Raw genomic sequence first — 16,644 nt, forward strand, 5'->3', positions numbered from 1 at the left:
AGGCTGTCAGTGTAATTCACTGACTTTTTGTGAATAATCCAGGCATTCACAAAACATTATTGCCATGCAGGGATAATCCATGAGCAGTCGCTGGGAAGGCATCGACGAATTCGTCGCGGTGGCAGAAATGGGCCAGTTCACCGCCGCCGCCGAACGCCTCGGAGTGTCGTCTTCGCACATCAGCCGGCAGATCGCCCGCCTGGAGGAGCGCCTACAGACTCGCCTGTTGTACCGCAGCACGCGGCGAGTGACCCTCAGCGAAGCCGGCCAGACATTCCTCCAGCACTGCCAGCGCCTGCAGGATGGCCGCGAGGAAGCGCTGCGCGCCATGGGCGACCTGGCCAGCGAACCCAAGGGCCTGCTACGCATGACCTGCGCGGTGGCCTATGGCGAGCGTTTCATCGTGCCGTTGGTGACGCGGTTCATGGCGCTGTATCCGCAGCTACGGGTGGAAGTGGAACTGAGCAACCGCACCTTAGACCTGTTGCACGAAGGCATGGACCTGGCAATCCGCCTGGGCCGCCTGCAGGATTCCCGGCTGGTGGCCACGCGCCTGGCGCCGCGGCGCATGTTCCTGTGCGCATCACCGGCGTACCTGGAGCGCTATGGGCGGCCGCACAGCGTGTCGGAGTTGGCGCGGCACAATTGCCTGGTCGGCAGCTCCGACCTGTGGGCGCTGCAACAGGAGGGTCGCGAGATCAGCCAGCGGGTGCAGGGCAACTGGCGCTGCAACAGCGGCCAGGCGGTGCTGGATGCGGCGCTGCAGGGGATGGGCTTGTGCCAGTTGCCGGACTACTACGTGCTCGAACACTTGCACAGCGGGGCGCTGGTATCACTGCTGGAGGGGCACCAACCGCCGAATACAGCGGTGTGGGCGTTGTATCCGCAGCAGCGGCATCTGTCACCAAAGGTGCGGCGGTTGGTGGACTATCTCAAGGAAGGATTGGCGCAGTTGCCGGAGTATAGGACTCTCTAAACAGCGTGGGAGCGCCTATTTCAGCAACGCCCAGCCCATCGCTGGCGCAGCCACTCCAGGTCCTCTGGCCGGGTCACCTTTATATTGTCGCTGCGCCCTTCGACCAGGCGCGGCGCATACCCGGCCCACTCGATGGCGGACGACTCATCGGTGACTGCTACATCGGACACCAGGCACTCGGCCAGCGCCCGATGCAACATGCCGAGGCGGAACATCTGCGGTGTGTAGGCTTGCCAGACGGTGCTGCGGTCGACCGTCGCCGCCACCCTGCCCTCGCCGTCGGCACGCTTGAGCGTGTCCCGAGCGGGTACGGCGAGCAATCCACCGACGGGATCTTCAGCCAGGGCTGACAGCAACTTGTCCAGATCGCTGCGCGCCAGATTCGGCCGCGCGGCATCGTGCACCAGCACCCAGTCGTCATCCGACGCGCCCTGGGCGTGCAGCAGCAATAGCGCATTGAGCACCGAGTCAGCGCGCTCGTCACCACCTGGGGCACGCTGGATACGCGGATCGCTGGCACAGCGCAGGCCGGGCCAGTAAGGGTCGTGTTCGGCAATACTGACCACCACCCCCTTGAGCATGGGATGGTCGAGGAAACAGTCGAGGCTATGCTCGAGAATGGTCTGCCCGCCCAGTTGCAGGTATTGCTTGGGCCGGTCGGCAGCCATGCGGGCACCAATGCCCGCGGCGGGAATCACGGCCCAGAAGGCCGGCAGTTCGTTTGTCATTTCTGTGGCAGCTGGTAGAGGGTTTCACCCTCCTTGACCATCCCCAGTTCATGACGAGCCCGTTCTTCCACGGTCTCCATACCTTTCTTCAACTCCAGGACCTCGGCATCGAGCACACGATTGCGCTCCAGCAGGCGCTCGTTTTCCGCATGCTGGTCGGCGATCTGTTGCTTGAGTTCGGTCACTTGCGCGAGGCTGCCATTACCTACCCAAAGGCGATATTGCAGGCCGCCGAGCAGCAGGAACAGGACGAGGAACAACCAATAGGGACTGCGCATGAAGATATCCAGGGTAAAAAAGGCCGCCGCAGCGAGCTTCCGATAGCACGAAGCCTGGCCGAGGCCAGGCTTCGTCGACAGAAACCCGTTGAGACAGCCAAACGATCAGTACGAACGTTCAGCGGGCCCCGGCTGCTGCCTTTTTACCATCTCTTGCTTAGCCGCGAAACTCGGCACGACCGCGATACACGGCTTTGGCGCCCAGTTGCTCTTCGATACGCAGCAGTTGGTTGTACTTGCTGACGCGGTCGGAGCGGCACAGCGAGCCGGTCTTGATCTGGCCAGCGGCAGTACCCACGGCCAGGTCGGCGATGGTCGAATCCTCGGTTTCACCGGAACGGTGCGAGATCACCGCGGTGTAGCCAGCGGCCTTGGCCATCTGGATGGCTTCGAGGGTTTCGGTCAGCGAGCCGATCTGGTTGAACTTGATCAGGATCGAGTTACCGATGCCCTTCTCGATACCCTCTTTCAGGATCTTGGTGTTGGTCACGAACAGGTCGTCACCAACCAGCTGAACCTTCTCGCCAATCTTGTCGGTCAGGATCTTCCAGCCAGCCCAGTCGGACTCGTCCAGGCCGTCTTCGATCGAGATGATCGGGAAACGCTCGGTCAGGCCCTTCAGGTACTCGGCGAAACCTTCGGCGTCGAACGACTTGCCTTCGCCGGACAGGCTGTACTTGCCGTCTTCATAGAACTCGGAAGCGGCGCAGTCCAGGGCTAGGGTCACGTCGGTGCCCAGCTTGTAGCCGGCTTTCTCGACAGCTTCGGCGATGGCGGCCAGGGCGTCTTCGTTGGAAGCCAGGTTCGGCGCGAAGCCACCTTCGTCACCGACGGCGGTGTTCAGGCCACGGGCCTTCAGTACGGCCTTGAGGTGGTGGAAGATCTCGGTGCCCATGCGCAGGCCGTCGGAGAAGGTCTTGGCGCCAACCGGCTGGACCATGAACTCCTGGATATCGACGTTGTTGTCGGCGTGCTCGCCGCCGTTGATGATGTTCATCATCGGTACCGGCATGGAGTACTGGCCCGGGGTGCCGTTGAGGTTGGCGATGTGCGCGTACAGCGGCAGGTCCTGGTCCTGGGCGGCGGCCTTGGCGGCAGCCAGGGACACGGCGAGGATGGCGTTGGCGCCCAGCTTGGCCTTGTTCTCGGTGCCGTCCAGCTCGATCATCGCGCGGTCCAGGGCTTTCTGGTCCGATGGGTCCTTGCCCAGCAGCAGGTCGCGGATCGGGCCGTTGATGTTGGCGACAGCCTTCAGCACGCCTTTGCCCAGGTAACGGCTCTTGTCGCCATCACGCAGCTCCAGCGCTTCGCGCGAGCCAGTGGAAGCACCCGACGGCGCGCAGGCGCTGCCGATGATGCCGTTGTCGAGCAGTACATCGGCTTCCACGGTGGGGTTGCCACGGGAATCGAGAACTTCACGACCTTTGATGTCGACGATCTTTGCCATTGTTGTAAGCACTCCAGAATTGACGAAAACAACGCAGCTTTGGGAATTCTTGCCGTTCACCAGGCGACATGGCACGGGCAGGCCTGGCGAAGGGAGCCCCTGACCGAAAGGTCAGGGGTGGAACGGGCGGTACTTTACCCGAGAAATGAGCTTTACGCGGTTTCTACCGTCGGAAAACTTTTCACCAGGTCATCCAGCTGCTTGAGCTGGCTGAGGAACGGTTCCAGCTTGTCCAGGCGCAGGGCGCACGGGCCATCGCACTTGGCGTTGTCCGGGTCCGGATGTGCCTCGAGGAACAGGCCGGCCAGGCCCTGGCTCATGCCGGCCTTGGCCAGGTCAGTAACCTGGGCGCGGCGGCCACCGGCGGAATCGGCGCGACCGCCCGGGGTCTGCAACGAGTGGGTCACGTCGAAGAACACCGGGTACTCGAACTGCTTCATGATGCCGAAGCCGAGCATGTCCACAACGAGGTTGTTGTAGCCGAAGCTCGAACCACGCTCGCAGAGGATCAGCTGGTCGTTGCCGGCCTCGACGCACTTGGCGAGGATGTGCTTCATCTCGTGGGGCGCCAGGAACTGCGCCTTCTTGATGTTGATCACAGCGCCGGTCTTGGCCATCGCCACGACCAGGTCGGTCTGGCGCGACAGGAAGGCCGGCAGCTGGATGATGTCGCACACCTTGGCCACCGGTTCGCACTGGTAAGGTTCGTGCACGTCGGTGATCACCGGCACGTTGAAGGTCTGCTTGATCTCCTCGAAGATCTTCAGGCCCTCTTCCATGCCCGGGCCCCGGTACGAGCTGACCGACGAACGGTTGGCCTTGTCGAAGCTGGCCTTGAACACGTACGGGATGCCGAGCTTCTCGGTAACTCGTACATACTCCTCGCAGACCTTCATGGCCAGGTCACGGGACTCCAGGACGTTCATGCCGCCGAACAGGACGAACGGCTTGTCGTTGGCGATCTCGATGTTACCGACGCGAATGATCTTCTGAGTCATGGATCAGGCCTTGTTCTTCTGTGCCAGGGCCGCCTTGACGAAGCCGCTGAACAGCGGGTGACCGTCACGCGGGGTGGAGGTGAACTCCGGGTGGAACTGGCAGGCGACAAACCATGGGTGATCCTTCGACTCGACCACCTCGACCAGCGCGCCATCTTCGGAGCGGCCGGATACCTGCAGGCCAGCTTCAACCAACTGCGGCAGCAGCACGTTGTTGACTTCGTAGCGGTGACGATGGCGCTCGGTAATGATGTCCTTACCGTAGCAGTCGTGCACCTTGGAGCCGGCTGCCAGCTGGCAGTCCTGAGCGCCCAGGCGCATGGTGCCGCCCAGGTCGGACGCTTCGGTACGGGTCTCGACCGCGCCGGTGGCATCGGCCCACTCGGTGATCAGGCCAACAACCGGGTGGCCGCTGTTGCGGTCGAACTCGGTGGAGTTGGCGTCTTTCCAGCCCATCACGTTACGGGCGAATTCGATCACGGCGACCTGCATGCCGAGGCAGATGCCCAGGTACGGGACCTTGTTCTCACGGGCGTACTGCACCGCGGTGATCTTGCCTTCGACGCCGCGCAGGCCGAAACCGCCCGGGACCAGGATGGCATCGGCGCCTTCGAGCAGGCTGGTGCCCTGGTTCTCGATGTCTTCGGAGTCGATGTAGCGCAGGTTGACCTTGGTGCGGTTGGTGATGCCGGCGTGGCTCATCGCTTCGATCAGCGACTTGTACGCGTCCAGCAGCTCCATGTACTTGCCGACCATGGCGATGGTCACTTCCTGCTCAGGGTTGAGCTTGGCGTCGACGACCTTGTCCCACTCGGACAGGTCGGCGCTGTTGCACTGCAGGCCGAAGCGCTCGACGACGAAGTCGTCCAGGCCCTGGGCATGCAGAACGCCTGGGATCTTGTAGATGGTGTCGACGTCTTCCAGCGAAATCACCGCACGCTCTTCGACGTTGGTGAACAGCGCGATCTTGCGGCGCGACGAGGCGTCGACCGGGTGGTCGGAGCGGCAGATCAGCACGTCAGGCTGCAGGCCGATGGAGCGCAGTTCCTTGACCGAGTGCTGGGTCGGCTTGGTCTTGGTTTCCCCGGCGGTGGCGATGTACGGCACCAGGGTCAGGTGCATCAGCATGGCGCGCTTGGAGCCCACTTCGACGCGCAGCTGGCGGATGGCCTCGAGGAATGGCTGCGACTCGATGTCACCCACGGTGCCGCCGATCTCGACCAGCGCGACGTCGGCATCGCCGGCGCCCTTGATGATGCGGCGCTTGATTTCGTCGGTGATGTGCGGGATGACCTGGATGGTCGCGCCCAGGTAATCACCACGACGCTCCTTGCGCAGCACGTGCTCGTAGATACGGCCGGTGGTGAAGTTGTTGTTCTGGGTCATCGTGGTGCGGATGAACCGCTCGTAGTGGCCCAGGTCGAGGTCGGTCTCGGCGCCGTCGTGGGTGACGAACACTTCACCGTGCTGGAACGGGCTCATGGTGCCCGGGTCGACGTTGATGTACGGGTCCAGCTTGAGCATGGTGACTTTAAGCCCCCGCGCTTCCAGGATGGCCGCCAGGGAAGCCGAGGCAATGCCTTTCCCCAATGAAGAAACAACACCGCCCGTGACGAATATGTAGCGCGTCATGAAAAACCCTAGAAGTCTGCGTTAAGGCGGCCAGCGCCGCCGGAGAAAGCGAAGGAAGGCCGAAGCCCCCGATCACCTGCGTCAATCACAGTGCATCTCGAAAAACTGCCGCGTCTGTACAGACCAGGGGTATCCCCGGCATGGAGCTCGCTCGTCATTTTAAGAAATCAGCCCAGCAAAAAACTGCTTGGTAATCGGCAACCTCTGTGTTTTCGCGGAACCCACAGAAGTTGTATCAAGAAGGGAGGGTAGTCTACCGGAATGTACCCTTCAGCTCAAACCTTGCACGTTCGTCGGCGGTTGCCAGTGCAGTTGGCCTTCGGCCTGAGCGAGTCCGGGCAGATTGGCCACCGCCAGCAATTGCTCGCCGCGGTACAGCAGCGGCAGGCGCGGGCGCACGAAGTGCGGGACCTGCAGCTCGTTGAGCAGACGCTTGAGGTCGCGCCGGCCACGGCCGCTGACCTCCAGCACTTCGCCGCCTTGACGGTAGGCGATGCGCAGGCCGGCGGCGTCCACGCAGCCCTCCAGCCACACCTGGCCGTTGCCCGGCAACGCCAGGGGCCTGGACGGGTTCGGCCACGCCCATTCACCCGCCGGAGCCTGGAGCCATTGCCCGTCCAGCCACCAGATGCGCCCGTGGCTGCGCTGCAACTGACCGTCGGTCAGGCGCCAGATCGGGCAGGCATCGCCTGCCGCGTCACGCAGGTCGTCCCAGCCGGCCCAGTGGCGACTGTCCGGCTGGCGCGTGCGGCGGCCGAGCCAGTATTGCAGGGCATTGCGCTGGCGCGCCGGTGACAGCGCCTTGAGTACGGCGAGGTCGAGGGAGGCAAGACCGAGCCAGGGCAGCGGCGCATTGTCGCAGGCCGGAGCCAGGTCGGTGGCGGCCAGTTCGTCCAGCAGGCCCATCGCCTCGCCCAGGTGTTCGGCACTGCGTGCCAGGTTGGCTTCGGCCTGTAGCCAGCGCTGGCGCAGGATTGGGAAGACCTCGCCGCGCAGGAAGTTGCGGGCAAAGGCCGTATCGCTATTGGAAGGGTCGTCGATCCATACCAGCCCGTGCATGTCGGCGTAGGCCTGCAGCTGCTGGCGCGACAGCCCCAGCAATGGGCGCACCAGGCTGCCCTGCCCTAGCGGCCGCTGTTGCGGCATGGCGGACAACCCACGCAGGCCGGCGCCGCGCAGCAAGCGAAACAGCAGGGTCTCGGCCTGATCGTCACGGTGCTGGCCGGTGAACAGCACTTCGCCTGAGCCCAGCCGTTTTTCGAAGGCGTCGTAGCGGGCGTTGCGGGCCGACTGTTCGAGGCTGGCGCCAGGGGCGACCTGGACAGGGACCACATCGAGTTCGACACCCAGGGCGGCACACACCGCTCGGCAGTGATCGGGCCAGGCATCGGCGGCGGCTTGCAGGCCGTGATGGACATGGATGGCGCGCAGGGGCGGCGTTGAATGGTTGCGGGTGTAATCGGCGAGCTGGTGCAGGAGGACGGTGGAGTCCAGGCCGCCGGAGAAGGCGACGTACCAGGCGGGGGCGTTGAGCCAAGGGGCAAACTGGCGAGTAAGGTTGATCACCTGGACCTCACCGTGATGGAAATCGCGGGGGGCGTTTCACACCCCTTTCGCCGGCAAGCCGGCTCCCACAGAAGTATGCATTCCCCCATGGGAGCCGGCTTGCCGGCGAAAGGGCCGCAAAGCGGCCCCTGGAATCCATCAGAGACCGTAGCTCATCAGGCGATCGTAACGCCGCTTGAGCAGCGCGTCGTTGTCGAGCTTGCCGAGCATGTCCAGCTGTTCGATCAGGTCGGCGCGGATGCTCGCCGACATTTTGGCCGGATCACGGTGGGCGCCGCCCAGCGGTTCCTGGATGACCTTGTCGACGATGTTCAGGCTCTTCAGGCGCTCGGCGGTGATACCCATGGCCTCGGCGGCGTCGGCGGCCTTGTCGGCAGTCTTCCACAGGATCGAGGCGCAGCCTTCCGGCGAGATCACCGAGTAGGTGGAATACTGCAGCATGTTCAGCTGGTCGCACACGCCGATGGCCAGTGCGCCGCCGGAACCACCCTCACCGATCACGGTGGCGATGATCGGCGTCTTCAGACGCGCCATGACGCGCAGGTTCCAGGCAATGGCCTCGCTCTGGTTGCGCTCTTCGGCGTCGATGCCCGGATAGGCGCCCGGGGTGTCGATGAAGGTCAGGATCGGCATCTTGAAGCGCTCGGCCATTTCCATCAGGCGGCAGGCCTTGCGATAACCTTCAGGGCGCGGCATGCCGAAGTTGCGGCGCACCTTCTCGCGCACTTCACGGCCCTTCTGGTGGCCGATGACCATCACCGGCTTGTCGTCCAGGCGCGCGGTGCCACCAACGATGGCGGCGTCGTCGGAGAAGTGACGGTCGCCGTGCAGCTCTTCGAACTCGGTGAAGAGGTGGTCGATGTAGTCGAGGGTGTAAGGGCGGCGTGGGTGACGGGCCAGGCGGGCGATCTGCCAGCTGGTCAGGTTGCCGAAGATGCTCTCGGTCAGGGTGCTGCTCTTGTCCTGCAGACGGGCAATTTCATCGCTGATGTTCAGCGAGTTGTCGTTACCCACCAGGCGCAGCTCTTCGATCTTGGCTTGCAGGTCGGCAATCGGCTGTTCGAAATCGAGGAAATTCGGGTTCATAGGCTTCCGTCTTGGGTCTACGGCCAGGCGGCCGGCCGGTTGATCCGTTTGGCGCCCTACCTTAAGGGATCAGGCGCATATAGGTCGAGATTAAAATTCGTCGTTTCAACGGTATTGCAGGAAGACGTTCTCACGTCCGAACTGGTCACGCAGCGCCTGAATCAGGCCATCGGCCGGGTCGATGGACCACTGGTCGCCGAACTGCAGCATGGCCTTGGCGTCGCTGCCGGTGTACTCCAGGGTGATCGGGCAGCCACCGCGGTGACGGGTGATCAGCTCGCCCAGCCAGTTCAGGCGGTCACCCTTGAGCGCGTCGTGGGCGACCTTCAGGCGCAGGCTTTCGGCCAGCTTGGTACGCGCATCCTCCATGGTCATCACCGTTTTGACCCGCAGGCGCAGGCCACCGGAGAAGTCGTCGTTGCTGACCTCCCCTTCCACCACCACCATGGCGTCGGTCTGCAGCAGGGCCTGGGCGCCCATGAAGGCATCGGCGAACAACGAGGCCTCGATGCGCCCGGAACGGTCGTCGAGGGTGACGAAGCCCATCTTGTCACCCTTCTTGTTCTTCATCACGCGCAGGGCAATGATCATCCCGGCGATGGTCTGGGTATCCCGCGCGGGCTTCAGATCAACAATGCGCTGACGGGCGAAACGGCGGATCTCGGTCTCATACTCATCGATCGGATGCCCGGTGAGGTACAGGCCGAGGGTGTCCTTTTCGCCTTTCAGGCGCTCCTTGAGCGTCAGTTCGCGCACCTTGCGATGATTGGCATAGACGTCGACATCTACCTCGTCGAACATGCCGCCGAACAGGTCGACATGGCCACTGTCGGCGGTATGAGCCGCCTGTTCGGCGGCCTTGACGGCCTCACCCAGTGCCGAGAGCAGGATCGCGCGATTGATGTCGATGTTGGCCTGGTAGGCCTTGATCTCGTCATGGAAGTGCGGCCCGAGACGATCCAGCGCGCCACTGCGGATCAACGCATCCAGGGTACGTTTGTTGACGCGTTTGAGATCGATGCGCTCACAGAAATCGAACAGGTCCTTGAACGGGCCGCCCTGCGCGCGCGCCTCGACGATCGCCTCTACCGGGCCTTCGCCCACGCCCTTGATCGCACCCAGGCCATAAACGATACGGCCATCGTTGTTGACGGTGAACTTGAAGTCGGAGAAGTTCACATCCGGGGCATCGAGACGCAGCTTCATGCTGCGAACTTCCTCGACCAGCACCACTACCTTGTCGGTGTTGTGCATATCCGCCGACAGCACCGCAGCCATGAACGGCGCCGGATAGTGGGTCTTCAACCATGCTGTCTGGTAGGAGACCAGGCCATAGGCGGCGGAGTGGGATTTGTTGAAGCCGTAACCGGCGAACTTTTCTACCAGATCGAAGATGTTACCGGCAAGGTCTGCATCGATGTTGTTGGCAACGCAGCCTTCGATGAAACCGCCGCGCTGCTTGGCCATCTCCTCGGGTTTTTTCTTACCCATGGCCCGGCGCAGCATGTCGGCGCCACCGAGGGTGTAGCCGGCCATCACCTGGGCGATCTGCATCACCTGTTCCTGGTACAAGATGATGCCGTAGGTGGGCGCCAGTACCGGCTTGAGGCCCTCGTACTGGTAATCGGAATGCGGGTAGGCGAGCTCCGCACGGCCGTGCTTGCGGTTGATGAAGTCGTCCACCATGCCCGACTGCAGCGGGCCGGGACGGAACAGCGCCACTAATGCGATAAGGTCTTCCAGGCAGTCGGGCTTGAGCTTCTTGATCAGCTCTTTCATGCCGCGTGATTCGAGCTGGAACACCGCGGTGGTCTCGGCCTTCTGCAACAGCTCGTAGGTCTTGCGGTCGTCCAGCGGGATGAAGTCGATATTGACGTCAGGCAGGTTCTTCTTGGCCTGCTCGCGGTTGATGATCTCCATCGCCCACTTGATGATCGTCAGCGTCCGCAGACCAAGGAAGTCGAACTTCACCAGGCCCGCGGCCTCGACATCGTCCTTGTCGAACTGGGTCACCAGGCCGCCGCCCTCTTCGTCGCAGGCAATCGGCGAAAAATCGGTGAGTTTGGTCGGTGCAATCACCACGCCACCGGCGTGCTTGCCGGTACCCCGGGTCACACCCTCTAGCTTGAGGGCCATGTCCCAGATTTCGCGCGCATCCTCATCGCCCTTGAGGAAGTCGCGCAGGATCTCTTCCTGCTCGTAGGCCTTCTCCAGGGTCATGCCCACTTCGAACGGAATCATCTTCGACAGGCGGTCGGCCAGGCCATAGGACTTGCCCTGCACCCGCGCCACATCACGCACCACCGCCTTGGCGGCCATGGTGCCGAAAGTGATGATCTGGCTCACCGCGTTGCGCCCGTAGGCCTCGGCCACGTAGTCGATCACCCGGTCGCGGCCGTCCATGCAGAAGTCGACGTCGAAGTCGGGCATGGAAATACGTTCAGGGTTGAGGAAGCGCTCGAACAGCAGGTCGTAGGCCAACGGGTCGAGGTCGGTGATCTTCAGCACGTAGGCCACCAACGAACCGGCACCCGAACCCCGGCCCGGGCCGACCGGCACGTCGTTGTTCTTCGCCCACTTGATGAAGTCCATAACGATCAGGAAGTAACCGGGGAAGCCCATCTGGATGATGATGTCCAGCTCGAACTTCAGGCGGTCCAGGTAGACCTGGCGCTTCTCTTCGTAATTGGGCGTGGTCTCCTTCGGCCAGAGCACCGCCAGGCGCTCCTCCAGGCCTTCGTGGGAAACATGCCGCAGGTAGTCGTCGATGCCCATGCCGTTGGGCGTCGGGAAGTCGGGGAGGAAGTACTTGCCCAGCTGCACGGTGATGTTGCAGCGCTTGGCGATCTCCACGGTGTTGGCAATGGCGTCCGGCAGGTCGCTGAACAGCTCGGCCATTTCTTCGGCGGACTTGAGGTACTGCTGGTCGCTGTAGCCACGCGGGCGGCGCGGATCGTCCAGGGTCCAGCCCTCGCCGATGCACACGCGGGTCTCGTGGGCATCGAAGTCCGACTGCTTGACGAAACGCACGTCGTTGGTTGCCACCAGCGGCGCACCGAGCTTGTCGGCCAAGGCCACGGCAGCGTGCACGTACTCCTCGTCACCGGCGCGGTTGGTGCGCTGAACCTCGACGTAGAAGCGCTCGGGGAACATGCTCATCCAGTCGGCGAGCAGGGCCTGGGCTTCGTCCTGACGATTGGCCATCAACGCCATGCCGATGTCGCCTTCCTTGCCGGCGGAGAGGGCAATCAGCCCTTCGCTGGCCGGGGCGATCCAGTCGCGCTGGATGATCACCAGGCCATTGCGCTGGCCATCGGTCCAACCACGCGAGATCAGCTCGGTGAGATTGCGGTAACCCTTGGGGTTCATGGCCAGGAAACAGATGCGCGACAACGGCGCTTCCGGATCGACCCCGGCCAGCCACAGGTCGGCACCGCAGATCGGCTTGATGCCGGCGCCCATGGCGGTCTTGTAGAACTTCACCAGCGAGCACATGTTGCTCTGGTCGGTGATCGCCACCGCCGGCATGTTCATCCCGGCCAGGGCCTTGGCCAGCGGCTTGATCCGCACCAGGCCGTCGACCAGGGAGAATTCGGAGTGCACGCGAAGGTGAACGAAGGAGACCGACATGGAGGATCCTGTAGCAGTGCTGAACGACAAGGGCGGGATTGTAGCGTATTGCTCTGCGCTTGCCTCGCCTGCAGGTCAGCGGTTGATTGCAGAATGCATCGCGGGGCAAGCGTGCTCCCACGCAACTCGGCGTGGGAGCAGGCTTGCCCCGCGATGAATGGCGCCGATCAGATCAGCAGGGTGGAAGCGCCCTCACGGGCTTCCCAGGCAGCTCGAACAGGCGCGAACGAGCGCCGGTGAATGGGCGTCGGCCCAAGACGGGCCAGGGCCTCAAGGTGCACTGGAGTCGGATACCCCTTGTGCCCGCCGATCCCATAACCCGGGTAGATCAGCTCGAACGCGCTCATCTCGCGGTCACGGGTGACCTTGGCCAGAATCGATGCGGCGGCGATCGCCGGCACCTGCGAATCCCCCTTGACCACCGGAGCCGCTGGCACCGAAAGTTTCGGGCAGCGGTTGCCATCGATCAGTGCCAGCTTCGGCGTGACGTGCAACCCTTCGACGGCACGCTGCATGGCCAGCATGGTCGCATGGAGGATGTTCAGACGGTCGATTTCCTCGACCTCGGCGCGAGCGATGCAGAAACTCAGCGCCTTCTCGCAGATCTCGTCGAACAGCGCATCGCGCTTGGCCTCGGTGAGTTTCTTCGAGTCGTTCAGGCCGAGGATCGGCCGGCGCGGATCGAGAATCACCGCTGCGGTTACCACCGCGCCGCACAGCGGACCACGGCCCACTTCATCGACGCCGGCCACCAGTTCCTCGACCAGGTTGAAATCCAGCCCCATCTGCATGTCAGTGGTCCTTCAACAGGGCAAGCACCGCGTCGGCCGCCTGGTTGGAGGCATCGCGGCGCAGGGTGCGGTGGATCTGGTCGAAGCTGTCGGTCTGCTGCGTACCATCCTTGACCAGCGGCGCCAGGGTTTGCGCCAAGGCCTCGCTGGTGGCGGCGTCCTGCAGCAGCTCGGGCACCAACAGGCGTTGGGCGAGCAAGTTGGGCAGCGACACGTAGGGGCTCTTGACCATGCGCTTGAGAATCCAGTACGTCAACGGCGCCAGGCGATAGGCCACCACCATCGGCCGCTTGTACAGCATCGCCTCCAGGGTGGCGGTACCCGAGGCAATCAGCACCGCGTCGCACGCCGCCAGGGCCTTGTGCGACTGGCCGTCGAGCAAGGTCAGCGGCAACTCGCGCCCTTCGAGCATCTGCTCGACCTGGGCGCGACGCGCGGCATTGGCGCACGGCAGCACGAAACGTGCGCCAGGCACCAGCTCGCGCAGGCGCTGGGCCGCGTCGAGGAACAGGGCGCCCAGGCGCCCCACTTCGCCGCCACGGCTGCCGGGCATCAGGGCAATCACCGGGCCATCGCCCAGGCCCAGCTCGGCACGCGCCGCGCCACGGTCAGCCTCGAGGGGAATGGTATCCGCCAACGGGTGGCCGACGAAGCGCACCGGCACGCCCTGCTCTTCATAGAAGCGAGCCTCGAACGGCAGCAGGGTGAGCATCAGGTCGCACCCCTCGCGGATCTTCAGCACACGCTTCTGCCGCCAGGCCCAGACCGACGGGCTGACGTAATGCACTGTCTTGATCCCGGCCTGGCGCAGCTTGAGTTCGATATTGAGGGTGAAATCAGGTGCATCGATACCGATGAACACGTCGGGCTTTTCACCGATCAGTGTCTCGATCAGCAGCTTTCGCCGCTTGAGCAGCTCGCGCAGACGCCCGAGTACCTCGACCAGACCCATGACGGCCAGGCGTTCCATCGGGAAGTAGGAAGTCATGCCTTCAGCTTCCATCAAGGGCCCACCGACGCCGATGAAACGTACATCGGGGTGGCGCGCCTTGATGGCACGCATCAAGCCGGAACCGAGGATGTCACCGCTGGCCTCGCCCGCGACCAGCGCCACGCAAAGTTGGGCCATGTCAGCGCGTGATGCCGCGGGCGGAGTTGGCGATCGAATGACGGAACAGGTCGACTTCCGGGAACTGGCTCACCAGCTCGTCCAGCTCCTTGAGCGCCTCTTCGACGGTCAGGCCCTGGCGATAGACTATCTTGTAGGCGCGACGCAGTGCATGCAGCACCTCGTCGCTGAAACCGCGACGGCGCAAGCCTTCGAAGTTCATGCTGCGCGCCTCGGCCGGGCTGCCGAACACCGTCACGTAGGCCGGCACGTCCTTGCCGATCGCGGTACCCATGCCGGAAAAGGCATGAGCGCCGATATGGCAGTACTGGTGCACCAGCGTGTAGCCCGACAGGATCGCCCAGTCGCCCACGTGCACGTGCCCGGCCAACGCGGTGTTGTTGACCAGGATGCAGTGGTTGCCGATGACGCTGTCATGGCCGATGTGGGCATAGGCCATGATCAGGTTGTGATCGCCCAGCGTCGTTTCGGAACGGTCCTGCACGGTGCCGCGATGGATGGTGACACCCTCGCGGATCACGTTGTGGTCACCGATTACCAGGCGCGTCGGCTCACCCTTGTACTTCAGGTCAGGGGTGTCTTCACCGATCGAGGAGAACTGGTAGATGCGGTTGTGCTTGCCGATACGGGTCGGCCCTTTGAGCACGACGTGCGGGCCAATGATGGTGCCCTCCCCGATTTCGACATCGGGGCCTACGATCGACCAGGGGCCAACCTCGACACCCTCGGCCAGCCTGGCCGAAGGATCGATGATCGCCCGTGGGTCAATCGAACTCATAGGGAGCGTTCCGCGCAGGTGATCTCGGCCGAGCAAACTGGCTTGCCGTCCACCAGGGCACGGCATTCGAACTTCCAGATCATGCTCTTGCGGCTGAGGAACTTGGCTTCCAGGACCAGCTGGTCGCCCGGCAGCACTGGCTGGCGGAAACGCAGCTTGTCGGAGCCGACAAAGTAGTAAAGCGTGCCGTCAGCCGGTTTGGCGTCGAGCATCTTGAATCCGAGAATTCCGGCCGCCTGGGCCATCGCCTCGATGATCAGCACGCCCGGCATGATCGGATGTGCCGGGAAGTGGCCATTGAAGAACGGCTCGTTGATGCTGACATTCTTGTAGGCACGAATGCTTTGGGCCTCGAAGTCCAGGTCCGTCACCCGGTCCACCAGCAGGAACGGGTAACGGTGAGGCAGGTATTCGCGAATCTCGTTGATGTCCATCATTTCGGGGGGAAGCCTGTATAAGAATAGGGAGCGCAGGTGCTGACCACACGCTCCTTTTGCAGATCCAAAGAGGAGCCAGCTAGCGACGGTAACGCTCGCTCAGTAAATGGTATCAGCCTTCTGATGTCGGCTGGCCACCTGAGGTCACGGTGTCGACACGCTTTTCCAGCTGCTGGAGACGCTTGGACATCTCGTCCAGCTGGCGAATGCGAGCGGCGCTCTTGCGCCATTCAGCCAAAGGTTGCATGGCCGTTCCGGAAGAGTAGCCACCCGGTTCGGTAATAGAACGGGTCACCATGGTCATGCCGGAGACGAAAACATTGTCGCAGACGTCGATGTGACCGACCATCCCAACACCACCGGCAATCATGCAGTGCTTGCCGATGCGGGTACTGCCCGAGATACCGACGCAGGCCGCCATCGCCGTGTGGTCACCGACCTGCACGTTATGGGCGATCTGGATCTGGTTATCGAGCTTGACGCCATCACCGATGCGCGTATCCGACAGGGCGCCGCGGTCCACCGCGGTGTTCACGCCGATCTCGACATCGTCGCCCAGGGTGACGCCGCCAATCTGTGCGATCTTGCGCCAGACGCCCTTTTCGTTGGCAAAGCCGAAGCCCTCACCACCGATCACCGCCCCGGACTGGATGACCACACGCTTGCCAATGGTCACATCGTGATACAGCGTGACACGGGGTGCCAACCAGCCACCCTCGCCGATGAGGCAACGGGCACCGATGAAACAGTGCGCGCCGACCGTCACGTTGGCGCCAATGTGCGCACCACTTTCGATCACCGCAAACGGACCAATGCTGGCGCTGGCATCCACCTGGGCATCCTCGGCAACCACGGCGCTGGGATGGATTCCCGCCACAGCCTTGGGCTTCGGATCGAACAGGTGCGAGATGCGCGCGTAAGCCAGGTACGGGTCGGCGACGATCAAGGCGTTGCCGGCGAAACCTTCGGCGTCCTCGGCCTTGAGCAGTACCGCGCTGGCCGTGGAGTCGTCCAGGAACTTGCGGTACTGCTTGTTGGCCAGGAAACTCAGCTGCCCGGAAACGGCCTCCTGCAAGGTGGCCAACCCGGTAATTTCCAGCGCCTCGGGGCCTTTGAGCTCGGCCCCGAGGGCTTCGGCCAGCTGGCCGAGTGTCATGGTCACGGTCAT

The 16,644-nt window shown here is 63.3% G+C and carries 14 protein-coding genes; 1 reads left to right on the forward strand and 13 read right to left on the reverse strand.

The annotated features are described in order from the left end of the window. Positions 1–79: 79 nt before the first annotated feature. Positions 80–976: a LysR substrate-binding domain-containing protein gene (locus tag LU688_RS21930; RefSeq protein WP_038706683.1), complete on the forward strand. Its 897-nt coding sequence runs from the start codon at positions 80–82 to the stop codon at positions 974–976. 20 nt (positions 977–996) lie between these two features. Here the strand turns inward: LU688_RS21930 and ispD are convergent, their stop codons facing one another. From ispD to lpxD, 13 genes are all read right to left on the reverse strand, one after another. Next, the gene (ispD, locus tag LU688_RS21935) at positions 997–1,704 is read right to left on the reverse strand and encodes a 2-C-methyl-D-erythritol 4-phosphate cytidylyltransferase (RefSeq protein ID WP_094012419.1); all 708 of its coding nucleotides are present in this window, start codon (positions 1,702–1,704) and stop codon (positions 997–999) included. Further along, a complete protein-coding gene (gene ftsB / locus LU688_RS21940; protein ID WP_232888000.1) occupies positions 1,701–1,982 on the reverse strand; it encodes a cell division protein FtsB in 282 nt (93 codons plus the stop codon). Before ftsB ends, ispD begins: the two co-directional genes overlap by 4 nt. 157 nt (positions 1,983–2,139) lie before the next feature. Continuing rightward, entirely contained in the window at positions 2,140–3,429 is a 1,290-nt protein-coding gene (gene eno, locus LU688_RS21945; protein ID WP_023630710.1) for a phosphopyruvate hydratase, read from the reverse strand. A gap of 152 nt (positions 3,430–3,581) precedes the next feature. Next, entirely contained in the window at positions 3,582–4,427 is an 846-nt protein-coding gene (kdsA, locus tag LU688_RS21950; RefSeq protein ID WP_094012421.1) for a 3-deoxy-8-phosphooctulonate synthase, read from the reverse strand. A gap of 3 nt (positions 4,428–4,430) precedes the next feature. Continuing rightward, positions 4,431–6,059 carry a CTP synthase gene (gene pyrG / locus LU688_RS21955; protein ID WP_023630712.1) on the reverse strand — a complete coding sequence of 543 codons (1,629 nt, stop codon included), beginning with the start codon at positions 6,057–6,059 and terminating at the stop codon, positions 4,431–4,433. 270 nt (positions 6,060–6,329) lie between these two features. Then, a complete protein-coding gene (tilS, locus tag LU688_RS21960) occupies positions 6,330–7,625 on the reverse strand; it encodes a tRNA lysidine(34) synthetase TilS (protein WP_038706685.1) in 1,296 nt (431 codons plus the stop codon). Positions 7,626–7,763: 138 nt separating this feature from the next. After that, entirely contained in the window at positions 7,764–8,711 is a 948-nt protein-coding gene (locus LU688_RS21965) for an acetyl-CoA carboxylase carboxyltransferase subunit alpha (RefSeq protein ID WP_023628729.1), read from the reverse strand. A gap of 105 nt (positions 8,712–8,816) precedes the next feature. Then, on the reverse strand, positions 8,817–12,341 hold the full coding sequence (gene dnaE, locus LU688_RS21970) for a DNA polymerase III subunit alpha (protein ID WP_023628728.1): 3,525 nt from the start codon (positions 12,339–12,341) through the stop codon (positions 8,817–8,819). 167 nt (positions 12,342–12,508) lie between these two features. Further along, the gene (rnhB, locus tag LU688_RS21975) at positions 12,509–13,132 is read right to left on the reverse strand and encodes a ribonuclease HII (RefSeq protein WP_023628727.1); all 624 of its coding nucleotides are present in this window, start codon (positions 13,130–13,132) and stop codon (positions 12,509–12,511) included. Position 13,133: 1 nt separating this feature from the next. Then, positions 13,134–14,261, reverse strand: a complete 1,128-nt coding sequence (gene lpxB, locus LU688_RS21980; protein WP_038706686.1) for a lipid-A-disaccharide synthase — start codon at positions 14,259–14,261, stop codon at positions 13,134–13,136. Position 14,262: 1 nt separating this feature from the next. Then, a complete protein-coding gene (lpxA, locus tag LU688_RS21985) occupies positions 14,263–15,039 on the reverse strand; it encodes an acyl-ACP--UDP-N-acetylglucosamine O-acyltransferase (protein ID WP_023629836.1) in 777 nt (258 codons plus the stop codon). Continuing rightward, on the reverse strand, positions 15,036–15,476 hold the full coding sequence (gene fabZ / locus LU688_RS21990; protein WP_003252314.1) for a 3-hydroxyacyl-ACP dehydratase FabZ: 441 nt from the start codon (positions 15,474–15,476) through the stop codon (positions 15,036–15,038). The genes lpxA and fabZ overlap by 4 nt, the downstream gene beginning before the upstream one ends. A 112-nt stretch (positions 15,477–15,588) precedes the next feature. Beyond that, a complete protein-coding gene (gene lpxD, locus LU688_RS21995; protein ID WP_094012422.1) occupies positions 15,589–16,644 on the reverse strand; it encodes a UDP-3-O-(3-hydroxymyristoyl)glucosamine N-acyltransferase in 1,056 nt (351 codons plus the stop codon).

The sequence above is a fragment of the Pseudomonas soli genome (assembly GCF_021283165.2).
GTDB classification, from domain to species: Bacteria; Pseudomonadota; Gammaproteobacteria; order Pseudomonadales; family Pseudomonadaceae; genus Aquipseudomonas; species Aquipseudomonas soli.

Bases quoted from the DNA above. Each gene is read 5' to 3' on its own strand.
- LU688_RS21930 (WP_038706683.1), top strand. From the start codon at position 80: ATGAGCAGTCGCTGGGAAGGCATCGACGAATTCGTCGCGGTGGCAGAA.
- ispD (WP_094012419.1), bottom strand. From the start codon at position 1,704: ATGACAAACGAACTGCCGGCCTTCTGGGCCGTGATTCCCGCCGCGGGC.
- ftsB (WP_232888000.1), bottom strand. From the start codon at position 1,982: ATGCGCAGTCCCTATTGGTTGTTCCTCGTCCTGTTCCTGCTGCTCGGC.
- eno (WP_023630710.1), bottom strand. From the start codon at position 3,429: ATGGCAAAGATCGTCGACATCAAAGGTCGTGAAGTTCTCGATTCCCGT.
- kdsA (WP_094012421.1), bottom strand. From the start codon at position 4,427: ATGACTCAGAAGATCATTCGCGTCGGTAACATCGAGATCGCCAACGAC.
- pyrG (WP_023630712.1), bottom strand. From the start codon at position 6,059: ATGACGCGCTACATATTCGTCACGGGCGGTGTTGTTTCTTCATTGGGG.
- LU688_RS21965 (WP_023628729.1), bottom strand. From the start codon at position 8,711: ATGAACCCGAATTTCCTCGATTTCGAACAGCCGATTGCCGACCTGCAA.
- dnaE (WP_023628728.1), bottom strand. From the start codon at position 12,341: ATGTCGGTCTCCTTCGTTCACCTTCGCGTGCACTCCGAATTCTCCCTG.
- rnhB (WP_023628727.1), bottom strand. From the start codon at position 13,132: ATGCAGATGGGGCTGGATTTCAACCTGGTCGAGGAACTGGTGGCCGGC.
- lpxB (WP_038706686.1), bottom strand. From the start codon at position 14,261: ATGGCCCAACTTTGCGTGGCGCTGGTCGCGGGCGAGGCCAGCGGTGAC.
- lpxA (WP_023629836.1), bottom strand. From the start codon at position 15,039: ATGAGTTCGATTGACCCACGGGCGATCATCGATCCTTCGGCCAGGCTG.
- fabZ (WP_003252314.1), bottom strand. From the start codon at position 15,476: ATGATGGACATCAACGAGATTCGCGAATACCTGCCTCACCGTTACCCG.
- lpxD (WP_094012422.1), bottom strand. From the start codon at position 16,644: ATGACCGTGACCATGACACTCGGCCAGCTGGCCGAAGCCCTCGGGGCC.